Source organism: Shimia sp. R10_1, from assembly GCF_017744095.1.
Lineage (GTDB): Bacteria > Pseudomonadota > Alphaproteobacteria > Rhodobacterales > Rhodobacteraceae > Shimia.
This window is the reverse complement of sequence record NZ_JAGHQX010000002.1, coordinates 169,659-188,702: the sequence shown is the minus strand read 5'-3', so window position 1 is coordinate 188,702 and position 19,044 is coordinate 169,659. Positions and strand designations below refer to the sequence as shown.

14 protein-coding genes are annotated in these 19,044 nt (G+C 55.5%); 2 read left to right on the top strand and 12 right to left on the bottom strand.

Annotation, left to right across the window (positions count from 1 at the left end):
- Positions 1-10 precede the first annotated feature (10 nt).
- The 4 genes from J7413_RS05330 to J7413_RS05315 all read right to left on the bottom strand — a co-directional run bounded on the left by J7413_RS05330 (position 11) and on the right by J7413_RS05315 (position 5,042).
- Positions 11-436 carry a universal stress protein gene (locus J7413_RS05330; protein WP_209097013.1) on the bottom strand — a complete coding sequence of 142 codons (426 nt, stop codon included), beginning with the start codon at positions 434-436 and terminating at the stop codon, positions 11-13.
- A 12-nt stretch (positions 437-448) separates the two neighbouring features.
- Positions 449-3,082, bottom strand: coding sequence for a TRAP transporter permease (locus J7413_RS05325; RefSeq protein ID WP_209097011.1), 2,634 nt, complete (start codon positions 3,080-3,082; stop codon positions 449-451).
- Between the two features lie 82 nt (positions 3,083-3,164).
- Positions 3,165-4,127, bottom strand: a complete 963-nt coding sequence (locus J7413_RS05320; protein WP_209097009.1) for a TAXI family TRAP transporter solute-binding subunit — start codon at positions 4,125-4,127, stop codon at positions 3,165-3,167.
- 48 nt (positions 4,128-4,175) lie between these two features.
- Positions 4,176-5,042 carry a MurR/RpiR family transcriptional regulator gene (locus J7413_RS05315; RefSeq protein ID WP_209097007.1) on the bottom strand — a complete coding sequence of 289 codons (867 nt, stop codon included), beginning with the start codon at positions 5,040-5,042 and terminating at the stop codon, positions 4,176-4,178.
- Between J7413_RS05315 and J7413_RS05310 the strand changes: the two genes are divergently transcribed.
- Together J7413_RS05310 and J7413_RS05305 are read left to right on the top strand one after the other, a co-directional pair.
- Complete coding sequence (locus tag J7413_RS05310; RefSeq protein WP_247743343.1) at positions 5,006-5,983, top strand: 3-keto-5-aminohexanoate cleavage protein; 978 nt, start codon at positions 5,006-5,008, stop codon at positions 5,981-5,983. The genes J7413_RS05315 and J7413_RS05310 overlap by 37 nt on opposite strands.
- Positions 5,980-7,308, top strand: a complete 1,329-nt coding sequence (locus J7413_RS05305; RefSeq protein WP_209097001.1) for an aspartate aminotransferase family protein — start codon at positions 5,980-5,982, stop codon at positions 7,306-7,308. Before J7413_RS05310 ends, J7413_RS05305 begins: the two co-directional genes overlap by 4 nt.
- On the opposite strand, the gene J7413_RS05300 is transcribed toward J7413_RS05305, so the two are convergent.
- The 8 genes from J7413_RS05300 to nirB form a co-directional block, all read right to left on the bottom strand.
- Positions 7,300-8,136 (bottom strand): alkaline phosphatase family protein, encoded by an 837-nt coding sequence (locus J7413_RS05300; RefSeq protein ID WP_209096999.1) that lies wholly within the window; start codon positions 8,134-8,136, stop codon positions 7,300-7,302. The genes J7413_RS05305 and J7413_RS05300 overlap by 9 nt on opposite strands.
- Before the next feature lie 141 nt (positions 8,137-8,277).
- Positions 8,278-9,915 (bottom strand): ABC transporter ATP-binding protein, encoded by a 1,638-nt coding sequence (locus J7413_RS05295; protein ID WP_209096998.1) that lies wholly within the window; start codon positions 9,913-9,915, stop codon positions 8,278-8,280.
- Complete coding sequence (locus J7413_RS05290) at positions 9,912-10,727, bottom strand: ABC transporter permease (RefSeq protein ID WP_209096996.1); 816 nt, start codon at positions 10,725-10,727, stop codon at positions 9,912-9,914. The genes J7413_RS05295 and J7413_RS05290 overlap by 4 nt, the downstream gene beginning before the upstream one ends.
- A 13-nt stretch (positions 10,728-10,740) precedes the next feature.
- Positions 10,741-11,697: an ABC transporter permease gene (locus J7413_RS05285; RefSeq protein WP_209096994.1), complete on the bottom strand. Its 957-nt coding sequence runs from the start codon at positions 11,695-11,697 to the stop codon at positions 10,741-10,743.
- A 1-nt stretch (position 11,698) separates the two neighbouring features.
- Positions 11,699-13,282 (bottom strand): ABC transporter substrate-binding protein, encoded by a 1,584-nt coding sequence (locus J7413_RS05280; RefSeq protein ID WP_209096992.1) that lies wholly within the window; start codon positions 13,280-13,282, stop codon positions 11,699-11,701.
- Positions 13,283-13,646: 364 nt separating this feature from the next.
- Positions 13,647-16,271, bottom strand: a complete 2,625-nt coding sequence (locus tag J7413_RS05275) for a nitrate reductase (protein ID WP_209096991.1) — start codon at positions 16,269-16,271, stop codon at positions 13,647-13,649.
- Entirely contained in the window at positions 16,268-16,603 is a 336-nt protein-coding gene (gene nirD, locus J7413_RS05270) for a nitrite reductase small subunit NirD (RefSeq protein ID WP_209096989.1), read from the bottom strand. Before nirD ends, J7413_RS05275 begins: the two co-directional genes overlap by 4 nt.
- Positions 16,600-19,044, bottom strand: a complete 2,445-nt coding sequence (gene nirB / locus J7413_RS05265) for a nitrite reductase large subunit NirB (RefSeq protein WP_209096987.1) — start codon at positions 19,042-19,044, stop codon at positions 16,600-16,602. The genes nirD and nirB overlap by 4 nt, the downstream gene beginning before the upstream one ends.

Here is a 19,044-nt window from a genome sequence, read left to right as displayed (position 1 = left end):
TGTTCTGGATTCAGCGAATCACAAAAACCGACTGTTTGGCGTGTCGCGAAATTCGCGCAGCGTTGGGGCCAATCAGATAGTCTTTCAGCTGAGATTTATGCGCGCCAACGATAATCGCATCGGCACCCACGTTTTTGGCTTCTTGCAAAACCAAGTCATACACCGTCCCCTGATCAACGTGCAGGCGCAGGTTCTCCACGTCCTTCAAGGCGTTTTTGGACCACTCTTCCAACGCGGCTTTGGCCTCTTTCAGGATCAGTTTGTTGTGATCCTGACTGAAGAATGAGCCGACGATGGACATGCCGTAATCCGGCACAACGTTCATCACGTGTAGCTCAGCACCTTCCGATAGGGCCATTTGGCGTGCAACCTCTGCTGGGCGTTCAGAGCCTTTGAGGTCATTGACGTCGACAGTTAGCAAGATTGTCTTAAACATCAGCTTTTCTCCTTAGAACGCCGGCTGCGTGGCTCGTGGCCGCTGGATCATCATCAAGCCTGCAAGCAGCAGCAGCGCAGGAATGAAGAAGATCTCTTTTGGCATCCGGTCATTCTCGACCTGAACTTGTGAAATGACCACGGGCTGGTCGCCGTAGTAGTCGTACTCTGTTCCCAACTGGCCAAAGTATGGGGTGCCTGGGAAGGGCTCTTCCAACAGCAATTTGCCGTCTTCTTCAAGCACGCTGAGGCCGTTGTCAGACATTGCAGCCGAAGGATCACCACCCGGATAGAGCATAGTGACAGTGGTTGTCCGCGTGTCGCCGGTGTCAAAATCCGGGCCTTCAACCATAAAGCGGATCAAGGCTCCTTCTTGCTGAGCGCCAACCAACTGGATCGCCTCGGGGCCAACAACGGTCTGATACTTCTCAGATACTTGATCCAGGAAGAAGTCAGGACGGAAAAGCATGAATGCGATAAAGAGCAGCGCAGCACTTTCCCATTTGCGGGATTTTGCGATGAAATACCCCTGTGTCGCCGCTGCAAATATCAGCATGGCGATGAGCGAGATAAAGAACACTAGTATGGCTTTGCCAAAGCCCACATCGATCAGCAACAGGTCGGTGTTGAAGATAAACATGAATGGCAGAAGCGCTGTCCGGATGTCATAAGCAAAGCCTTGAACACCAGTCTTGATCGGATCCCCGCGCGAGATGGCCGCCGCTGCATAGGCCGCGAGGCCCACCGGTGGCGTGTCATCTGCCAGAATACCGAAGTAGAATACGAACATATGCACCGCGATCAGTGGCACCACGAGGCCAGCCTGCGCCCCAACGCCGACAATGACAGGTGCCATCAGAGAGCTGACCACAATGTAGTTCGCTGTTGTTGGCAAACCCATGCCGAGGATCAGGCTCAAAACGGCCACCAACAGCAGCAACACGATCAGGTTGCCCCCGGAGATGACTTCGATCACCTGACCAATCACCTGGTGCGCGCCCGTCAGGCTGATGGTGCCCACGATGATGCCCGCAGCACCCGTGGCCACGCCGATGCCGATCATGTTGCGCGCGCCCATGATCAGACCCTGTACAAAGTCATTCCAGCCTGCAGCGAACGCCGCATTCACAGCGGTCTCACCACGGAAGAACGCTTTGATTGGGCGGTGTGTCACGGCCACGATGATCATAAAGACCGTCGCCCAAAACGCCGACAACGCAGGGGACAAACGATCTAGATTTTCGGTTTTCACCATTAGGTTCCACACCAGAATGAAGATCGGAAGCGCATAGTATGCGCCGCCCAGAAGTGTGGGGGTCAGACGCGGTGCCGCCAGCGGTGCATTCGGGTCGTCCATGGCGATGTCAGGATATTTGGATGCCAGATAGAGCAGGCCAAGATACATCACTGCAACAATGGCCACGGCGATGTAGATACTGTCGCCTACAACCGGATCCAGCACATTGCGGATGCCAATCATTGCAAACGTGATTGCCCCCAAACCAATGAAGCCGGTCAGAAAGAGCACAAGGATCATGATCGGGCCGATATGGCGACCCGCTTTCTTGAGGCCCTGCATCTGCATTTTCAGCGCTTCCAGGTGCACGATGTAAAGCAGTGCGATGTAGGAAATCACTGCCGGCAAGAAGGCGTGTTTCACAACATCAATGTAAGGAATATTGACGTATTCCACCATGAGGAAGGCCGCAGCGCCCATCACAGGCGGTGTCAGCTGGCCATTGGTGGAGGATGCAACCTCAACGGCACCCGCCTTCTCGGCCGGGAAACCAATGCGTTTCATCAGCGGAATGGTGAATGTGCCGGTGGTCACCGTGTTGGCAATCGAGCTGCCGGAGATCATACCGGTCATCATCGAGCTGAGAACAGAGGCTTTCGCCGGGCCGCCACGCAAGGCACCCAAAAGTGCAATCGCCACTTTGATGAACCAGTTGCCGCCGCCCGCGCGATCCAGCAAGGCGCCAAACAGAACGAACAGGAAGATCATAGATGTGGACACGCCAAGAGCCACACCAAACACACCTTCGGTCTGCATCCAGTAGTGACCAAGCGCTTTGGAGAGCGATGCGCCGCCATAGTTGGTGATCTCACGCACCCACTCAGAGTTGCCGCCAAAGAAGGCAAACATTACAAATGCGCTCGCAATGATCACGAGAGGCAGGCCCAGAGAGCGATAAACACAGATCATCAGAACGACCATGCCAATTGCGGACATTGTGATGTCAGTGCTGTTCCAAAGGCCGGGGCGGTCTGCGATCTGGTAACGGAAGAAAACGAGGTAGAGACAGGCACTGACGCCAATAATCAGCAGAGCCCAGTCATATAGCGGAATGCGGTCGCGCGGCGACGTGCGAAACATCGGGAAGGCCAGAATGGACAGCGCCATGGCAAAGGCGAGGTGGATATAGCGCGCTTGGCTGACCACATTTGCAAAATCTGAAAACCCGGTGAGCTGTGCAAGCGTGCCGGGGAGTTTTGATGCGATATAGAGCTGAAACAACGACCAGATGATACAGATCGCGATGATGAGTTTTCCTTGAAAACCCGCGGCATTGCGTGCGCCCGTGTCGACTTCTGCGACCATGGCATCGGCGGATACATTGCCATCTTTGTTGGGGTCCTGAACCATTTTTGTCCTCGTCTAGCCCATTTGCCAAATGCGCCCACATTTCTGGGGCGCATTTGTGTGTTTTCGAAATGTTAACCTGAAGTTACTTCAGGCCCAGTTCCATGTATGCTTTCTCAGCACCTGGGTGCAGCGGCGCGCTGAGGCCGTCTTGCACCATTTCTGCTGGGTCAAGATTTGCAAACGCAGGGTGCAGCTTGCGGAAGTCTTCGATGTTTTCCATCACGGATTTTGCAACAACATAAACAACGTCATCTGCAATCTCTGCGGAGGTCACGAAGGTCGCGCCAACACCAAAGGTGGTGGTGTCTTCATCGGTGCCTTTGTACATGCCGCCAGGAACGGTTGCGACACGGTAGAAAGAGTTTTCCTCGACCAGTTTGTCGATTTCCGCACCAGTGATGTTCACCAGTTTCGCGTCACAGGTGGTGGTCGCTTCTTTGATGGCCGCAGCTGGGTGACCGATGGTGTAGATCATCACGTCAATGTTGCCGTCGCAAAGCTGCTTGGCCATTTCAGACCCTTTGTACTCGGTGGCCAGTGCGAAATCGTCCATGGTCATGCCATAGGCTTCCATCACAACCTCGGTGGTTGCGCGCAGGCCGGAACCTGGGTTGCCAACGTTTACACGTTTGCCTTTCAGGTCAGCAAAGCTGTTCACGTCCACATCACCGCGAGCAACCACTGTGAAGGGCTCTGGGTGTACAGAGAACACCGCGCGCACATCTGGGAATGGGTTGTCTGCGAATTTGGAGGTGCCGTTGTAGGCGTGGTACTGCCAGTCAGACTGCGCAACGCCAAACTCCAGCTCGCCCGCTTTGATGGTGTTGATGTTGTAAACAGAGCCACCGGTGGACTCTACGGCGCAGCGGATGCCGTGCTCTTTGCGACCTTTGTTCACCAGACGGCAGATTGCGCCGCCAGTTGGGTAATAAACGCCTGTCACGCCGCCGGTGCCGATGGAGATAAACTCCTGTGCGGACGCGCCAGCAGAAATGCCCATGGAGGCAACAATGGCGGCACCCGCCAGTTTCAGTTTCGAGATCATCATAGTCTCCCTAGTTGATGATGGTTGTTAACTTCAGTGTTTTTGTTGTCAGTCGTTCCAGAATTCACCCAAGCTTTGGTTCCTGCGCTCTACGTCGCGGATCCGGCGGCTTGCGTCTTCGCCTGACTGCGCAACCAGCATGGCTATCATGGTCTCCAGAAGAGACAGAGTCGCAGCATAGGACGAGAAGAATTGTGGACTATCTGACGGAACAATAAAGGGAAAAGTTGCATATTTGATCGCAGGGCACGCATGACTATCGCTTATGATGATCACCTGCGCCCCCGCTTCACGCGCATATTCGGCGGCACGTACTGCTTTTTTTGCATAGGGTGCTTTGGTTACAATCAGAAGGGTGTCGCGCTCATTGAGCGTGGCAAGCGATGCTCCCAGTGATGCCCCCATACGGCCTGCGAGTGTCCAGTTGGTCGCGAAGTAATTGGCGAGATAGGCCACGTACTCAACAATCCCAGTGGAACCAAACGCGCCAAACAGCACAACATTCTCTGCCTTTTCAAGCGCGTTGACTGCGTCTTGCAGCAGGTCGCGGTTCAGTTGCTCTCCCAGTTTTGAAATGTTCAGAACACAGGCTGCCGCTTGTCTGTCGAGCATGGATTGCTCGGCTTGCTGGCTGTTTTTGAGTGCTTCAGCACGTTCTGAAAAGGACAATGAGCGCGCGCCAACGGTTTCACGGCAGAGTTCGCGCATGTCTTCATAGCTGTCAAAGTTCAAACTGCGCGCCAGTCGGGACAGCGTCGCGGGCGATACACCACTCGCAGAAGACACAGAGCGCAAAGAGCGTGTCGCCACATCCGTTTGATTGGCCACGACATAGTCAGCCGCAGCCTTAAGCTTTGTGCTTAAGCCCGCGTAGTTCTTTGCAACCCGTTCTTGGAGACGGTTGGCGTTGCTCACGTTTTCCTCCTCTTGACTCGATTTACGCAAGTGTTTTAACGAATGTCAACATTTGGAACATTTGTTTCATGTATTGCTGCTTGCGGACGTGGAGCAAAACGAGAGACCTCATGACTGAGCACTTGTCTGATAGAACCTTAGATTGGCAAACGGCAGAACCGTTGAAAATCACCGTGGCCCCAAACGGAGCCCGGCGCGGGCGCATAGATCACCCGGCGTTGCCAATTACAACCGATCAAATCGCCTTGACGGCACAAAAATGTGCAATTGCCGGCGCTGATGAGATTCATCTCCATGTACGCACCGATGCGGGAGAGCACTCACTAGATGCGCAGCGCTACCGTGAGGCTATGGCAGCAGTGGCGCAAATCGCCCCTGAATTGAGCGTGCAAATCACAACGGAATCAGCAGGAATTTTTGACGTCACAGACCAGTTTGAAGTCCTCAAATCGCTTGTGCCCGACGCGGCCAGCATTTCTGTGCGCGAGATGGCGCGCGATGAGAGGCTGGCGCGCGAGGTGTATGCCTTCGTGCGTGAGGCAAATGTGCATGTTCAACATATCCTTTACAGCTACGAAGACATCGATTTGCTTGCGGCTTTGCAGGCGTCGGGGCAGGTGGAGCGGTCAGGTTGTGATGTCTTGCTCGTCCTGGGGCGCTATGCGCCTCCGCGCTTGGCAGAGGTCTCTGAGCTCGCACCGTTTGTTTCAGCTGTCGCAAATGTGGCCGACCGCTGGACCGTCTGCGCCTTTGGGAAAAATGAACAAGCCGTCGCAGAAGAGGCTATCCGGTTGGGTGGTCACGTGCGCATAGGCTTTGAAAACAACATCCATCGCCCCGATGGCAGTTTGGCAGAGGACAACGCCGAAAACATCCGCCACGTGGTCAACATCGCCCAGGCGTTGGGGCGCCCGCTATTAAAAGAAACGGCAAAATCATGAGCTTTGTTTTTCCTCGGCACTCCAAGAAAACGCTCCCCACTGTGGCGCGCGGCGAAGGCCCGTTTTTGTATGATACTTCAGGGAAAGCCTATTTCGATGGCTCTGGAGGGGCGGCTGTATCCTGCCTTGGCCATTCCGATCCGGCAGTGGTGCAAGCCATCAAAGCCCAAGTGGACGCGGTCGCCTTTGCACACACAGGTTTCTTCACCTCAGAACCGGCTGAGGCTTTGGCAGAAAAACTGGTGGAGAACGCTCCCAAAGGGCTGGATCGCGTGTACCTCGTTTCAGGTGGTTCTGAGGCGATGGAAAGCGCGCTTAAGCTCGCGCGGCAATATGCGTTTGAGAAGGGCGAAGGCCATCGCCGCCACGTGATTGCACGCCGACAGAGTTACCACGGGAACACCCTCGGCGCGCTTGCGACGGGCGGGAACGAATGGCGCCGCGCACCTTTTGCGCCGCTCCTGATGGACACCCACCATATTTCACCGTGCTATGCCTATCGCGGCCAAGAAATCGGTGAAACGGCTTTTGACTATGGCCAGCGCGTCGCAAATGAGCTTCAGGATGCGATAGATGAACTGGGCGCGGAAAACGTTTTGGCCTTTGTCGCGGAGCCTGTCGTCGGCGCAACCGCGGGTGCTGTGCCTCCGGTTGAAGGCTATTTCAAACGCATCCGCGAAATCTGCGACGCCAACGGTGTGTTGCTGATCTTGGATGAGGTCATGTGTGGCATGGGGCGGGCCGGTACGTTGTTTGCATGTGAGCAGGACGACGTGAGGCCAGACATTTGCGCTGTCGCAAAAGGGCTCGGGGCCGGTTACCAACCTATCGGTGCGATGCTCTGCTCAGCCGAGATTTATAACACCATTCGGGACGGCTCCGGTTTCTTCCAACACGGTCATACCTACAATGGCCACCCAACCGCTGCGGCGGCGTCGCTTGCTGTGCTCACACGCTTGGTGGATGATGGCATTGTTAACCGGGTGGCACCTATGGGCGCCAAACTGCGTCAGGCTTTGGCAGAGCGGTTTGGACAGCACGCCAATATCGGTGACATCCGAGGGAGAGGGCTATTTCTGGGTCTCGAACTGGTGGCCGATCGTGACACCAAAACGCCGTTTGATCCCGCACTTGGCATTGCGGCAAAGCTCAAGACCGCGGCGTTTGAGGCTGGCCTGATCTGCTATCCAATGGGCGGTACGATTGATGGACAGAACGGGGCGCATGTACTGCTTGCGCCGCCGTTCATTATGGAAGATGCCCATATCCCATTGATCTGTGATGCGCTTGAGACCGCGTTTAATACGGTGCTGCCCTCAACTTAGGAAAGGGGCCGCTTTCATGGTCTCCGGGATCTCTGCCTCAAGACGGGACAGGATTGTGGGGGCCAGCTGCAGCTGATCGAGAACCGTATCCGTCTCCGGTCCCTTTGCATCTCCAAAGTAGTAAAGTGCGAACTCCTGTTGCAGAGGGTCACGACCGCCGTGGTGCCCGCGTGCATCCTGACCGTGATCTGCCGTTACGATCACTTCATAGCCTAGGGCGCGCCACTTCGGGATGAACGGTGCTAGCATCTCGTCCATCACAAAACAGGCGTGATCCATTTCGTGGCTGTCATGCTGAAAACGATGCCCCATGCTATCGAGCGTGCAGCTATGCAGCATGCCGTAATTCAGACCGCGTTTCAGGCAAAGGTTGGTCAGCGTGGCAAAAAGATCCACATCGCTGGGGGTCATCTGGTTGGCCATGCCGTAGCCTGTCATGGAGTGGAACCGACCGTGATTGATCGTGTCGCTTTCTGGCTCGTCATACTCTACATCCCGAACGTAGTCGAAAGGATGCCGGTTGAAGAACTCCGACCAGAACGAATGCGCGACTGCACCGGTCACGCCATCTGACTTGCGCACCTGAGCAAACACATCTGGTTGGTTGATCCGAAAAACATTGCCGTTACCTGTGCACCCGTGTTCCTGCGGCGTCACGCCAGTATGGATCGACGCATAACAGCTGGCCGAAGTAGAGGGCAAAACCGAGCGCATTTTCCATTTCTGCGCGGTGCCGTCGGCAACCCAACCTTCCAGATTGCCAAACAACCGTTCCCAATTGCGCCAAGGCACGCCATCCAGAATGATGAGCAAAAGTTTCCGGTTCATTTGAGTCTCCCTTTCAGTCCGGTCCACGGTCGCCAGTTTCGCCCTCAAGAACTATTGCGAATGCGACACTTTCAACCCGGCTAATGAAAAAGGGCGACGCCTTGATGACATCGCCCATGTTTTTCGATTTGGTGTTTGGAATTAGTTTCCGGCGCTTTCCATTTTGCGGTGCGCGATAACCTCTTCGAGCCAGCCGAGTTTCATTTCCGGCACAGAGCTCAGCAGAAGGTCGGTGTAGTCATCAAATGGAGGGCTCAGCACATCGGTTTTCCCGCCGTATCTGACGACCTCGCCCTGATACATTACGGAAATCGAGTCCGCGATTGCCTTTACAGTCGCCAGGTCGTGGGTGATGAAGAGATACGCCACATCCTCGATTTTCTGCAGATCCAGAAGCAGCTTCAGGATGCCATCCGCCACAAGTGGGTCGAGCGCGCTGGTGACCTCGTCACAGATGATCATCTTGGGCTTTGCAGCCAAAGCACGAGCAATACACACACGCTGTTTCTGGCCGCCTGAAAGTTCCGCTGGATAGCGATCAATGAACTTCTCGCCCATCTCGATCTCGTCCAGAAGTTCGACGACGCGTTTGCGTTTTTCTGCCCCTTTGAGGCCGAAGTAGAACTCCAACGGACGACCAATGATCGTGCCCACGGTCTGGCGCGGGTTCATTGCGACATCCGCCATCTGGTAGATCATCTGAAGCTCACGCAAGTCTTCGCGCGAACGTCCGTCCAGATCAGGAGAGAGATCGCGCCCTGCAAAATGGATCGTCCCATTTTTGGGCGGCAAAAGCCCTGTGATCACTCGGGCGAGCGTCGACTTGCCGGAGCCACTTTCTCCTACCACCGCAAGCGTTTGACCTGCGTGCAGCTCCACATTGATGTTTTTGAGAACATCAAAATTGGTGCCTTTGTAGCGGGCTGTAATGTTTTGAACTTTCAGAACAGGTTCAGGCGTTGGTTCCTTTTCGGCATGGTCAATCGAACGTACCGAAACAAGGGCCTTTGTGTAGTCTTCTTGCGGATCATTGATGATCTGATCCACTGTTCCATGCTCGACCATATCCCCCATTTTGAGCACGAGGATTTCGTCGCTGACTTGGGCCACGACCGCCAGATCATGTGTGATGTAAAGTGCCGCGACACCGGTGTCACGAATGGCTTCTTTAATGGCCATCAACACATCAATCTGTGTGGTCACATCCAGCGCCGTCGTCGGCTCGTCAAAGACCACCAAGTCGGGCTCTGGACATAGGGCCAATGCGGTCATACAGCGCTGCAGCTGACCTCCTGACACCTGGTGAGGATACCGACTTCCGATGTTTTCCGGATCTGGCAGGCCAAGCTTGCGGAACAGTTCAATCGCACGCTTTTCGGCCTCCTTCTTGGAAAACTTGCCCTGCACAATTGCAGCCTCAGTGACCTGATCCATGATCTTTTTGGCAGGGTTAAACGAAGCGGCAGCAGATTGGCTGACATAGGTCACTTCGCTGCCACGCAGGCTGCGGATATCACCATGACCTGTTTTCAAAATGTCCCGGCCATTCACCCAGACTTCGCCGCCTGTGATCTGCACTCCACCTCGGCCATAGGCCATCGACGCAAGGCCAATCGTTGATTTGCCCGCACCAGACTCGCCGATCAGGCCAAGCACTTTGCCTTTTTCCAGCTCAAAGCTCACGCCATGCACGATCTCAATATCGTGTGGTTTTTCACCGGGGGGATACACCGTGGCGCCGATTTTGAGGTTTTGGACTTTTAGAAGCGTGTCGCTCATCCGCGGCCTCCTTTCAGCGATGTGGTGCGGTTCAAAACCCAGTCCGCCACGAGATTTACAGAGATCGCGAGAGTGGCAATTGCCACTGCGGGATAAAGTGCCGCGCCAATGCCGTAGACAATGCCATCAGCATTTTCTTTCACGATGCCGCCCCAGTCCGCTTGCGGCGGTTGTACGCCCAAGCCCAGGAAAGACAGTGTGGAAACAAACAGCACCATAAAGATAAAGCGCAGGCCCATCTCTGCGATCAGCGGAGAGAGGGCGTTTGGCAGGATTTCACGGAAGATGATCCAGCCTCGGCCTTCGCCACGCAGTTTGGCGGCTTCAACATAGTCCATTACGTTGATGTCCACTGCCACGGCGCGCGCCAAACGGTACACGCGTGTGGAGTCCAGAAGGCCCATTACGACGATCAGCACGGGGACAGTCACTGGGGTCACTGACAGCACCACCAGCGCAAAGATCAGGGATGGGATCGACATCACCAGATCGACGAAACGGCTCATCACTTGATCCGCCCAACCGCCAAGAACAGCGGCGAGGAAACCGAGGACAGAACCTGTCGTGAAGCTGACGATCGTTGCCGCTGTCGCGATGAAGATCGTGGTGCGACCACCGTAAATCATGCGGCTCAACAGATCCCGCCCCAAGTTGTCGGTGCCAAGCAGGAACTCACTGGAAGGTGGCAGCCATACATCTCGGCTGACAACCTCTGCCATGCCATAAGGCGCGATCCACGGGGCAAAGATGGCCACAAGGAAATAGAGCGCGGTGAAAAAAAGCCCGACCAGGGCGGCGATGGGTATTCTCATCTGGAAAACCTCCCTATTTCGGATGCCGCAAGCGCGGATTTGAGACGATCGACACAATATCAGCCACCATGTTCAGGCCGATGTAAACCGCGGCGAAGATCAGGCCACAGGCCTGCACCACGGGAATGTCTCGTTTGGAAACATGATCAACGAGGTACTGCCCCATGCCAGGATAGGTGAAGACCACTTCGATCACCACGACCCCCACCACCAGATAGGCGAGGTTCAGCATCACCACATTCACAACAGGTGCGATTGAGTTTGGTAAAGCGTGTTTCCAGATGATGGTGAACATGCGCAAGCCCTTAAGCTCTGCCGTTTCGATGTATGCAGACTGCATCACATTCAAAATGGCTGCACGGGTCATGCGCATCATATGCGCCAGGACCACAAGTGTAAGCACGGCAATCGGAATGCTGATGGTGTGCAGCTTTTCACCAAGGCTCATGCTGTCGTTTATGGTCGTAACAGAGGGTGCCCAACGCAGGCGCACCGAAATAAAGAAAATGGCGACATAGGCGATCAGAAACTCAGGGACAGAGATAGACGCCAGCGTCACGGCAGATATCATTTTGTCAGGCCAGCGTTCACGATAGCGCACGGCCAAAAGGCCCAGCAAAATCGCGAGAGGCACAGCGATGATTGCTGCCCAGAAAGCGAGGAAAAGGGTGTTGCCCAAACGTCTGCCGATGGACTCCGTGATGTCTTTGCCACTGGTCAGCGACGTGCCCAAATCTCCCTGAACGAGGCCACCAAGCCAGTCAAAATAGCGCTGTACGGGCGGATCATTCACGCCCAGTTCTTCGCGCAGATTGGCGAGGGCTTCAGGTGTTGCCGATTGACCAAGGATTTGTTGTGCCACGTCTCCCGGCAGAATGAGCGTGCCAGCAAAGATCAGGATCGAGACGAGAAAGAGCAGAAGCAGACCCAGCGCGATGCGCTGGGTCAGTAGTTTCAAAAGGAGCGGCATATCAGGCGGTCACCCACATGCGCTGCGCTGCATAGCCATGCATCAGAGAGAACCCTGCGACGCCTTCAACCCATCCACCAAGTTTGTCGGTATGGGCATCCACGAAATCATTGAACATCGGGCAAATCAGGCCGCTTTCGTTGTGCAGCATGGTTGCCATATCGGTGTACATCTGTTTGCGCTTGGTTTCGTCGAGCTCGGCACGCGCTGCGATGAGTAACTGGTCGAATTGTTCGCTGCTGTAGCGTGTGTCATTCCAGTCAGCTGTGGAAAGATACGCTGTGGTGAACATCTGATCCTGAGTAGGACGACCACCCCAGTAGCTGGTGCAGAATGGCTTGTTGTTCCAAACTTCAGACCAGTAACCATCGTTTGGTTCGCGTTTGATCTCAAGATCAATGCCTGCCGCTTTCAGAGACTGCTGGAACAGGGCAGCTGCGTCTGGTGCGCCTGGGAAGGAGTTATCGGATGTCCGCAGTAGAACTGGGCCGGAATGGCCAGATTTCTTGAAATAGTCCGCTGCTTTTTCTGGATCATATTCGCGCTGCTCCAGCGCCTGATACATTGGATAGGACGCGTTGATTGGCGTGTCATTCCCAACCGAGCCATAGCCAAACAGGATCTTGTCGACCATCTCCTGACGGTTGATGCCATACTTGAGCGCCATCATCAGGTCTTGGTTGTCAAAGGGGGCCGTATTTGTGTGCGCAATGAAAACATAGTGGCCTGGGCCTGCGGTCGAGGTCACTGTGATGTTTGGTGCACGTGCAACGAGGCCCGCTGTACGCGGTGGAACGCGGTCGATGATGTCCACCTGACCGGATTGCAGCGCCGCAACACGGGCGGTGTTGTCGTTGATCACCAGCATTTCGATTGTCTGAACGTGGCCAAGATCACCCCAGTAGTTCGGGTTTTTCTCGGCAACAAAGCGCACGCCCATATCAATTTCTTTCATGATATAGGGGCCTGTGCCGATGGCTGCGTCAGGAGCGTCTTTGCCGCCGTTTGGCTGAATGATGAGGTGATAGTCACTCATCAGATACGGCAAGTCCGCGTTGCCGTTGTTCAGTTCAACGATCACCGTGCGACCGTCGGCGCGCACATTTTTGATGTCCCGCAAGAGGCCAAGAGCGCCAGACTTCGTGTCTTCGCCGGCATGGCGGTCGATTGTTGCAACAACATCTTCTGCAGTAACGGCTTGACCGTTTGAGAAGGTAATGCCGTTGCGAATGGTGAACGTCCATGTCGTTGCATCGGCAGAGGCTTCAAAGCTTTCTGCCACCTTACCTTGCAAGCCACCGTCATCAGTCAGCTCAACCAGTGGCTCGCCCCACATGCGGATCAGGTTGACCGCTGTGGTATTGGCTGCCAGCGCAGGATCCATGCTGTCGGTTGTGGATCCGCCCTGCAGACCAATGCGCAGTGTCCCGCCTTTTTGTGGGCCGGCCGCGTGAACGGCAGAGGAGAGCATCGTCGTCGCGGCAGTGGCGGAAAGACCCAGTGCACCGGCGCGTCCGAGGAAATGACGGCGTGACAGTTTGCCCAACGCCGCCTGACGGCTCAGGTACTTGAGTTCGTTGTTCATTGGAGACTCCCATGCTGATTTTGTCGTTTTCTGACATGCTGCGATCTGAACGCGACTCAAAGCAAGGAAAATGTGGCAAGCTTGGCAAAGTTTTTAGAGCACCAAAACGCCTTCTCGATCTGTTTTGGTGGAGTGTGCGAAAACCGCCCCCTTGTGTGAAAAATGCGACATTTTAAATGACCATTTCAAAAATGGTTGGGCTCTAAGAGTTGCGAATACCAAGCCTTCAATCGCGGGATAGCGCCGGATTGCACGCGAAACTGGCGACCAACACGTCTCATTTGTTGCATATTGGCAACAAGTGAGACGATCAACACTTTTCGAGTTGACCGCTGAATAGAGATTCTTGGGTGCCAGCACAAGGCTACTCAGCCGCGACCCGCCTTTGAGCAGAGTGCAGAAGGGCGGCGAGTTCTGGCTTGCAGGAGCCGCAGTTTGTGCCAGCTGAAAGTGCTTCGCCAATCGCCTCAACTGAGACGAGGCTTTGCGTTTCGATGGCCTTCAGAATGCTGTTCACTCCGACGCTGAAACAGGCGCAAACGGTTGGGCCAGGATCAGGCTGCCCTACGGCAGGCCGACCGAGCAACACAGTCTCACTCTCCGACCCCAGCTGACTTCCCGTGAAGCTACGCGAGACCGCAACCGGACGGTCGCTCACAAACAAAGCGCCGATCAGGACGCCATTCTTATGAAACGCGATGCGCGCTGAGTCGCGTGAGGCATCCAAAACGCTGGAAATTTCTGCGTCCTGCGCGTCAAATAGCAACCTTGCATAGGTTTCCCAGCAGTTTGGCATCTCTTGATGTGCCAACTCATATTGCCAACCAGCTTCAAGGCGCGATTTTGCCCAATAGTCTGACTTGGGGTGAAGTTCACTTTGTGAAACTGCAAACCCATACCATTTCGGCGCAAAGGGACGAATGCCCACCTCGGCGGCTTTGCTGTCTGGCTGGCCGGAAAAAGGATCAGTCTTGGGGGAGACAACATCAGAAATACGCCCGCTCGGCGCGGTTGCGGCTGTCCAGTGTATTGGTGCAAACACTTCGCCCCTTGCCACGCGATCTGTGATCAATACCCGAAGAATAGATTGACCATGCGCGTTGCTGAGTGTCGCCAAATCCGCAGCCCGTAGGCCAAGGGCCAGCGCGTCTTCTGGGTGAATTTCCAGAAAGGGTTCTCCGTAGTGTTGATTTAAGCGAGGTGACCGCGCCGTGCGTGTCTGTGTATGCCACTGATCGCGAATGCGCCCAGTGTTGAGCCTGAAGGGGGTGTCTGTGGACGTCGTTTGCGAAACAGGCTGCGCAATAGGGAGCATGTTTGCCCGCCCCGTTGGCGTGAAAAATCTGCCGTCCTGAAACATGCGATCAGACAGCGTTTTATGTGCTGGAAACGGCCAACGTGTTGGCTGTAGTGCGTCATAGTCGGTGTCGGAAAGATCAGCGAAGCCAGAAATGTCGAAGTCTTTGCCCAAGGCGGCTGCGACGCCTGACAAAGCGGCGTGTTCACGAAAAATCTGCGCCGGGGAGTCAAAATTGAATCCGTCTGAAAATCCCATGCGCTTTGCAACACCACAGATGGCCTGCCAGTCATGAAGAGAGCCGCCTGTGGGCGGCAAAAATCCGCGTTGGCGGCTGATTGTACGATCAGAGTTGGTGACGGTGCCGTCCTTTTCTCCCCAACCCGTGGCGGGAAGCACCACATCGGCCAGCTCGGCTGTGTCGGTGTCACCAAACATATCAGAGACCACCACAAAATCGCATCCGGCAATGGCTGCGCGCACGGCTTTCGCATCGGGCATGCTGACTGCGGGGTTTGTGCACATCACCCAAAGCGCCTTTACCTTGCCTTCGCCAATTGCACGGAACAGATCGACAGCCTTTAGGCCAGCTTTTTCCGGAACGGTTGGCGACTGCCAGAAGCTTTGCACGGCTGCGCGATGGTCGGCGTTCTCGATGTCGAGATGGGCCGCGAGCATGTTTGCCAGCCCGCCGACCTCCCGCCCACCCATGGCATTGGGTTGCCCGGTGACTGAAAGTGGGCCCATACCAGCTTTGCCAATACGCCCGGTCGCAAGGTGACAATTTATGATCGCGTTGACTTTGTCGGTGCCATGATCTGATTGATTGACCCCTTGGCTAAAGACGGTGACGGTCTTTTCTGTGGTGAGCCAAAAGCGTGTAAACGTGTCGATATCTTGGGCGGAGAGCCCGGTCACCGTCACATCGGTGGCGCTTGCGGCATCAAGGGTGTCATCAAACCCTGTGACATGTTGCGCGACAAATTCGGCATCGACACACCCCTGTTCGTAAGACGCTCTCAGCAAGTGGTTGAACAAGGCGATATCTGTTCCTGCGCGTAGCCCAAGATGCAAATCGGCAAGGTCGCATGTTGCTGTACGCCGTGGATCAATCACCACCACTTTCATATTCGGGCGTTTGGCTTTGGCCGCTGACAGGCGTTGGTACAGCACTGGATGGCACCAAGCCAGATTTGATCCTGTCAAAAGGACAAGGTCTGCCAGTTCAAGATCGTCATACGTACCCGGCACAGTGTCAGTGCCAAAGGCGCGTTTGTGGCCCGCAACGCTTGAGGCCATGCAAAGTCTGGAATTGGTGTCTATATTGGCGGTACCGACGTAGCCTTTGATGAACTTATTGGCGACGTAATAGTCTTCGGTAAGCAATTGCCCAGAAACATATAGCGCGACGGAATCCGGGCCATGTTCTGCAACAGTGGCTTTGAATTTTTCAGCCACAATATTCAGCGCAGTGTCCCAACTTGTCTGTTTTTTCCCGATCATTGGGGTCAGTAGGCGGCCCTCGGGTGAGACGGTTTCTCCCAACGCAGAGCCCTTTGAGCACAAACGCCCGAAATTGGCGGGATGCTTAGGGTCACCCTTGACCGCGAGCGCCCCATCCTTTGTTGGTGTCGCCAAGACCCCGCAGCCTGTGCCGCAGTAAGGGCAGGTGGTGCACACAGTTTGGCTCATTCTGCGGCCACACCTGTTGTCAGCGCGCTGGCATCCAGCAAGACACGTCCTTCAACAACCTGCGTCGCATAGGTGGCGATCTGACCTTCGTCCGCCCCCTGCGCTTCACCGGATTCCAAGGAAAATACCCAGTTGTGCAGCGGGCATGTGACCTTCTTGCCGTGGACGATGCCTTCCGACAAAGGGCCGCCTTTGTGCGGGCAGCGATCTGAGGTTGCAAAGACCTCGGCATCATCGGTGCGAAACACCGCAACACAGCCCACTGCCGTTTTGACAATGCGTGCCCCGCGCAAAGGAATGTCACTCAAGTCACAAATGTCGATCCAGCTCATTCGGCAGCCTCCAGTGTCAGGTTTGCAATCGGTTGATAGGTTTCCGCCTTCTCACGGGCATGTTCTGCCCAAGGATCTGTACGATAGACGGATTGTGAAATTTCAAACCGTTCGGCCAGCGCCTTGCGGTTCTTCAGATCGTCCACAATCTGCGCCTTGACCCAATCAAGCCCAACTTTGTCGACCCATTTCCAGATGCGATCTAGATATTTGGCATTCTCGCGGTAGATCTGCGTCATGGCAGAGATCACCTCGATGGCTTCCTCCTCGGAGCCCACCTTGCAAAGCAGTTGGGTCTCTTTGACTTCCATGCCCGCTGCACCGGCAACAGACACCTCATAGCCGGAGTCCACACAAATCACGCCAATGTCCTTGCAGGTTGCCTCCGCACAGTTGCGTGGGCAGCCAGAGACCGCGAGCTTGAGTTTATGGGGTGTCCAAGATCCCCAGAGGTGCTTTTCCAGCTTGATGCCAAGCCCCGTGCTGTCCTGCGTGCCAAAGCGGCAGTGATCTGTGCCGACACAGGTTTTCACCGTACGCAGGCCTTTGGAATAGGCATGCCCGGAAACAAGCCCCGCTTGGTTCAGATCAAACCAGATTGCGGGCAGGTCTTCTTTCTTCACGCCAAGCAGGTCGATGCGCTGGCCGCCGGTGACTTTGACCGTTGGCACGTCAAACTTATCCGCCGCGTCTGCAATCGCGCGCAGCTCGTCCGGGGTGGTGATCCCACCCCACATGCGCGGCACAACTGAATAAGTGCCATCTTTCTGAATGTTGGCGTGATTGCGCTCGTTCACAAAACGGCTTTGTGGATCATCCGCATAGTCCAACGGCCAATCCGCCAGAAGGTAGTAGTTGATCGCTGGCCGGCACACGTGGCAACCGTTTGGCGTGCTCCAACCGAGTTCCTGCCAAACCGCCGGCTGAGATTTCAACGCGCGGGACTTGATCAGGCGTCGCACATCCTCATGAGTGAGATCGGTGCAGCCGCATACCGATTTGGCAGCTGGCATGACAAAATCATCACCCAGAGTGACCGAAAGCACTTGTTCCACAAGCCCGGTGCAGGTTCCACAGGATCCGGAGGCCTTGGTCACTGCCCGAACATCTTCCAAAGTGGTCGCGCCATTGCCGATGGCGTCCACGATCTGACCTTTACATACGCCGTTGCAGCCGCAGATTTCTGCGTCAGCCGGTAAGGCTGCAACGGCCGCCATAGGGTCCAGGGAGTCGCCCCCCTGATAGGCTGGGCCAAAGATCAGCGTATCGCGCATCTCAGAAATGTCTTCGCGGTCTTTGATCAGCCCGAAGAACCAGTTTCCATCTGCAGTATCGCCGTACATCACCGCACCAACGATGCGGTTTTCCTCAATCACAAGACGCTTGTAGACACCTCGTGCCGGATCGCGGAAGACGATGTCTTCGCGCCCCTCGCCATCAGCAAAATCACCGGCGGAGAAGAGATCACAACCGGTCACCTTGAGCTTGGTTGCCACCTCTTTGTTCACAAAGGAGGCTTCTTCGCCAAGCAGTGTTTTTGTAAGCACCTTGGCTTGATCAAAGATCGGTGCAACGAGGCCAAAGACATCGCCGTTGTGCTCAACACATTCCCCAAGCGAGAGAATATTCTCGTCGGAGGTGACCATCTGGTCATCTACGTGGATGCCGCGCCCGGTTGCGAGACCGGCGTCAGAGGCCAATACGACGGAGGGGCGGATGCCCACGGCCATCACCAGAAGATCACAGGGCAATTCGGTGCCGTCATCCAGCAGCAGCGCTTTGACTTTGCCGTTTTCGCCAAGGATTTCCTTGGAGTTGGCAGAACATTTGACGGTGATGCCTTTGTCCACCAGCGCCTTGCGCAGCAGGTAGCCCGCCGCCTCATCAAGCTGGCGTTCCATCAGGTGGCCCATGATGTGCACCACGGTCACATCCACGCCGCGCAGGGCAAGACCTGCGGCTGCTTCAAGGCCTAACAGACCGCCGCCGATCACCACGGCTTTGGCGTCTGGCTTGTCGCCCAAAGCGATCATAGCGTTGGTGTCTTCCAGGTCGCGGTAGGCAATCACGCCGTCCAGATCATGACCGGGGAGCGGGATGATGAACGGGTTTGAGCCGGTGGCGATGACCAGCCTGTCATAAGGCAGCACGTCGCCGGTGTCTGAGGTCACAGTTTTGGCAGCGCGGTCGATGTTCACAACCTTCTCGCCAAAGCGGCAGGTCACGCCGTTTTCCTCATACCACTCCGCGGTATGGGTGACGATCTCTTCAAAGCTCTTGTCCCCGGACAGGACAGGAGACAGCATGATGCGGTTGTAGGTTCCGCGCGGTTCGGCGTTGAACAAGGTGACGTCATAGGCGTCCGGCGCTTGTTCAAACAGGTGCTCAAGAGCGCGGCCCGCGGCCATGCCTGCACCAATGATGATAAGTTTCTGTGTCAT

Excerpts from the sequence above, each read along its gene's own strand:
- J7413_RS05330 (WP_209097013.1), bottom strand. The coding sequence starts at position 436 with ATGTTTAAGACAATCTTGCTAACTGTCGACGTCAATGACCTCAAAGGC.
- J7413_RS05325 (WP_209097011.1), bottom strand. The coding sequence starts at position 3,082 with ATGGTTCAGGACCCCAACAAAGATGGCAATGTATCCGCCGATGCCATG.
- J7413_RS05320 (WP_209097009.1), bottom strand. The coding sequence starts at position 4,127 with ATGATCTCGAAACTGAAACTGGCGGGTGCCGCCATTGTTGCCTCCATG.
- J7413_RS05305 (WP_209097001.1), top strand. The coding sequence starts at position 5,980 with ATGAGCTTTGTTTTTCCTCGGCACTCCAAGAAAACGCTCCCCACTGTG.
- J7413_RS05300 (WP_209096999.1), bottom strand. The coding sequence starts at position 8,136 with ATGAACCGGAAACTTTTGCTCATCATTCTGGATGGCGTGCCTTGGCGC.
- J7413_RS05295 (WP_209096998.1), bottom strand. The coding sequence starts at position 9,915 with ATGAGCGACACGCTTCTAAAAGTCCAAAACCTCAAAATCGGCGCCACG.
- J7413_RS05290 (WP_209096996.1), bottom strand. The coding sequence starts at position 10,727 with ATGAGAATACCCATCGCCGCCCTGGTCGGGCTTTTTTTCACCGCGCTC.
- J7413_RS05285 (WP_209096994.1), bottom strand. The coding sequence starts at position 11,697 with ATGCCGCTCCTTTTGAAACTACTGACCCAGCGCATCGCGCTGGGTCTG.
- J7413_RS05280 (WP_209096992.1), bottom strand. The coding sequence starts at position 13,282 with ATGAACAACGAACTCAAGTACCTGAGCCGTCAGGCGGCGTTGGGCAAA.
- J7413_RS05275 (WP_209096991.1), bottom strand. The coding sequence starts at position 16,271 with ATGAGCCAAACTGTGTGCACCACCTGCCCTTACTGCGGCACAGGCTGC.
- nirD (WP_209096989.1), bottom strand. The coding sequence starts at position 16,603 with ATGAGCTGGATCGACATTTGTGACTTGAGTGACATTCCTTTGCGCGGG.
- nirB (WP_209096987.1), bottom strand. The coding sequence starts at position 19,044 with ATGACACAGAAACTTATCATCATTGGTGCAGGCATGGCCGCGGGCCGC.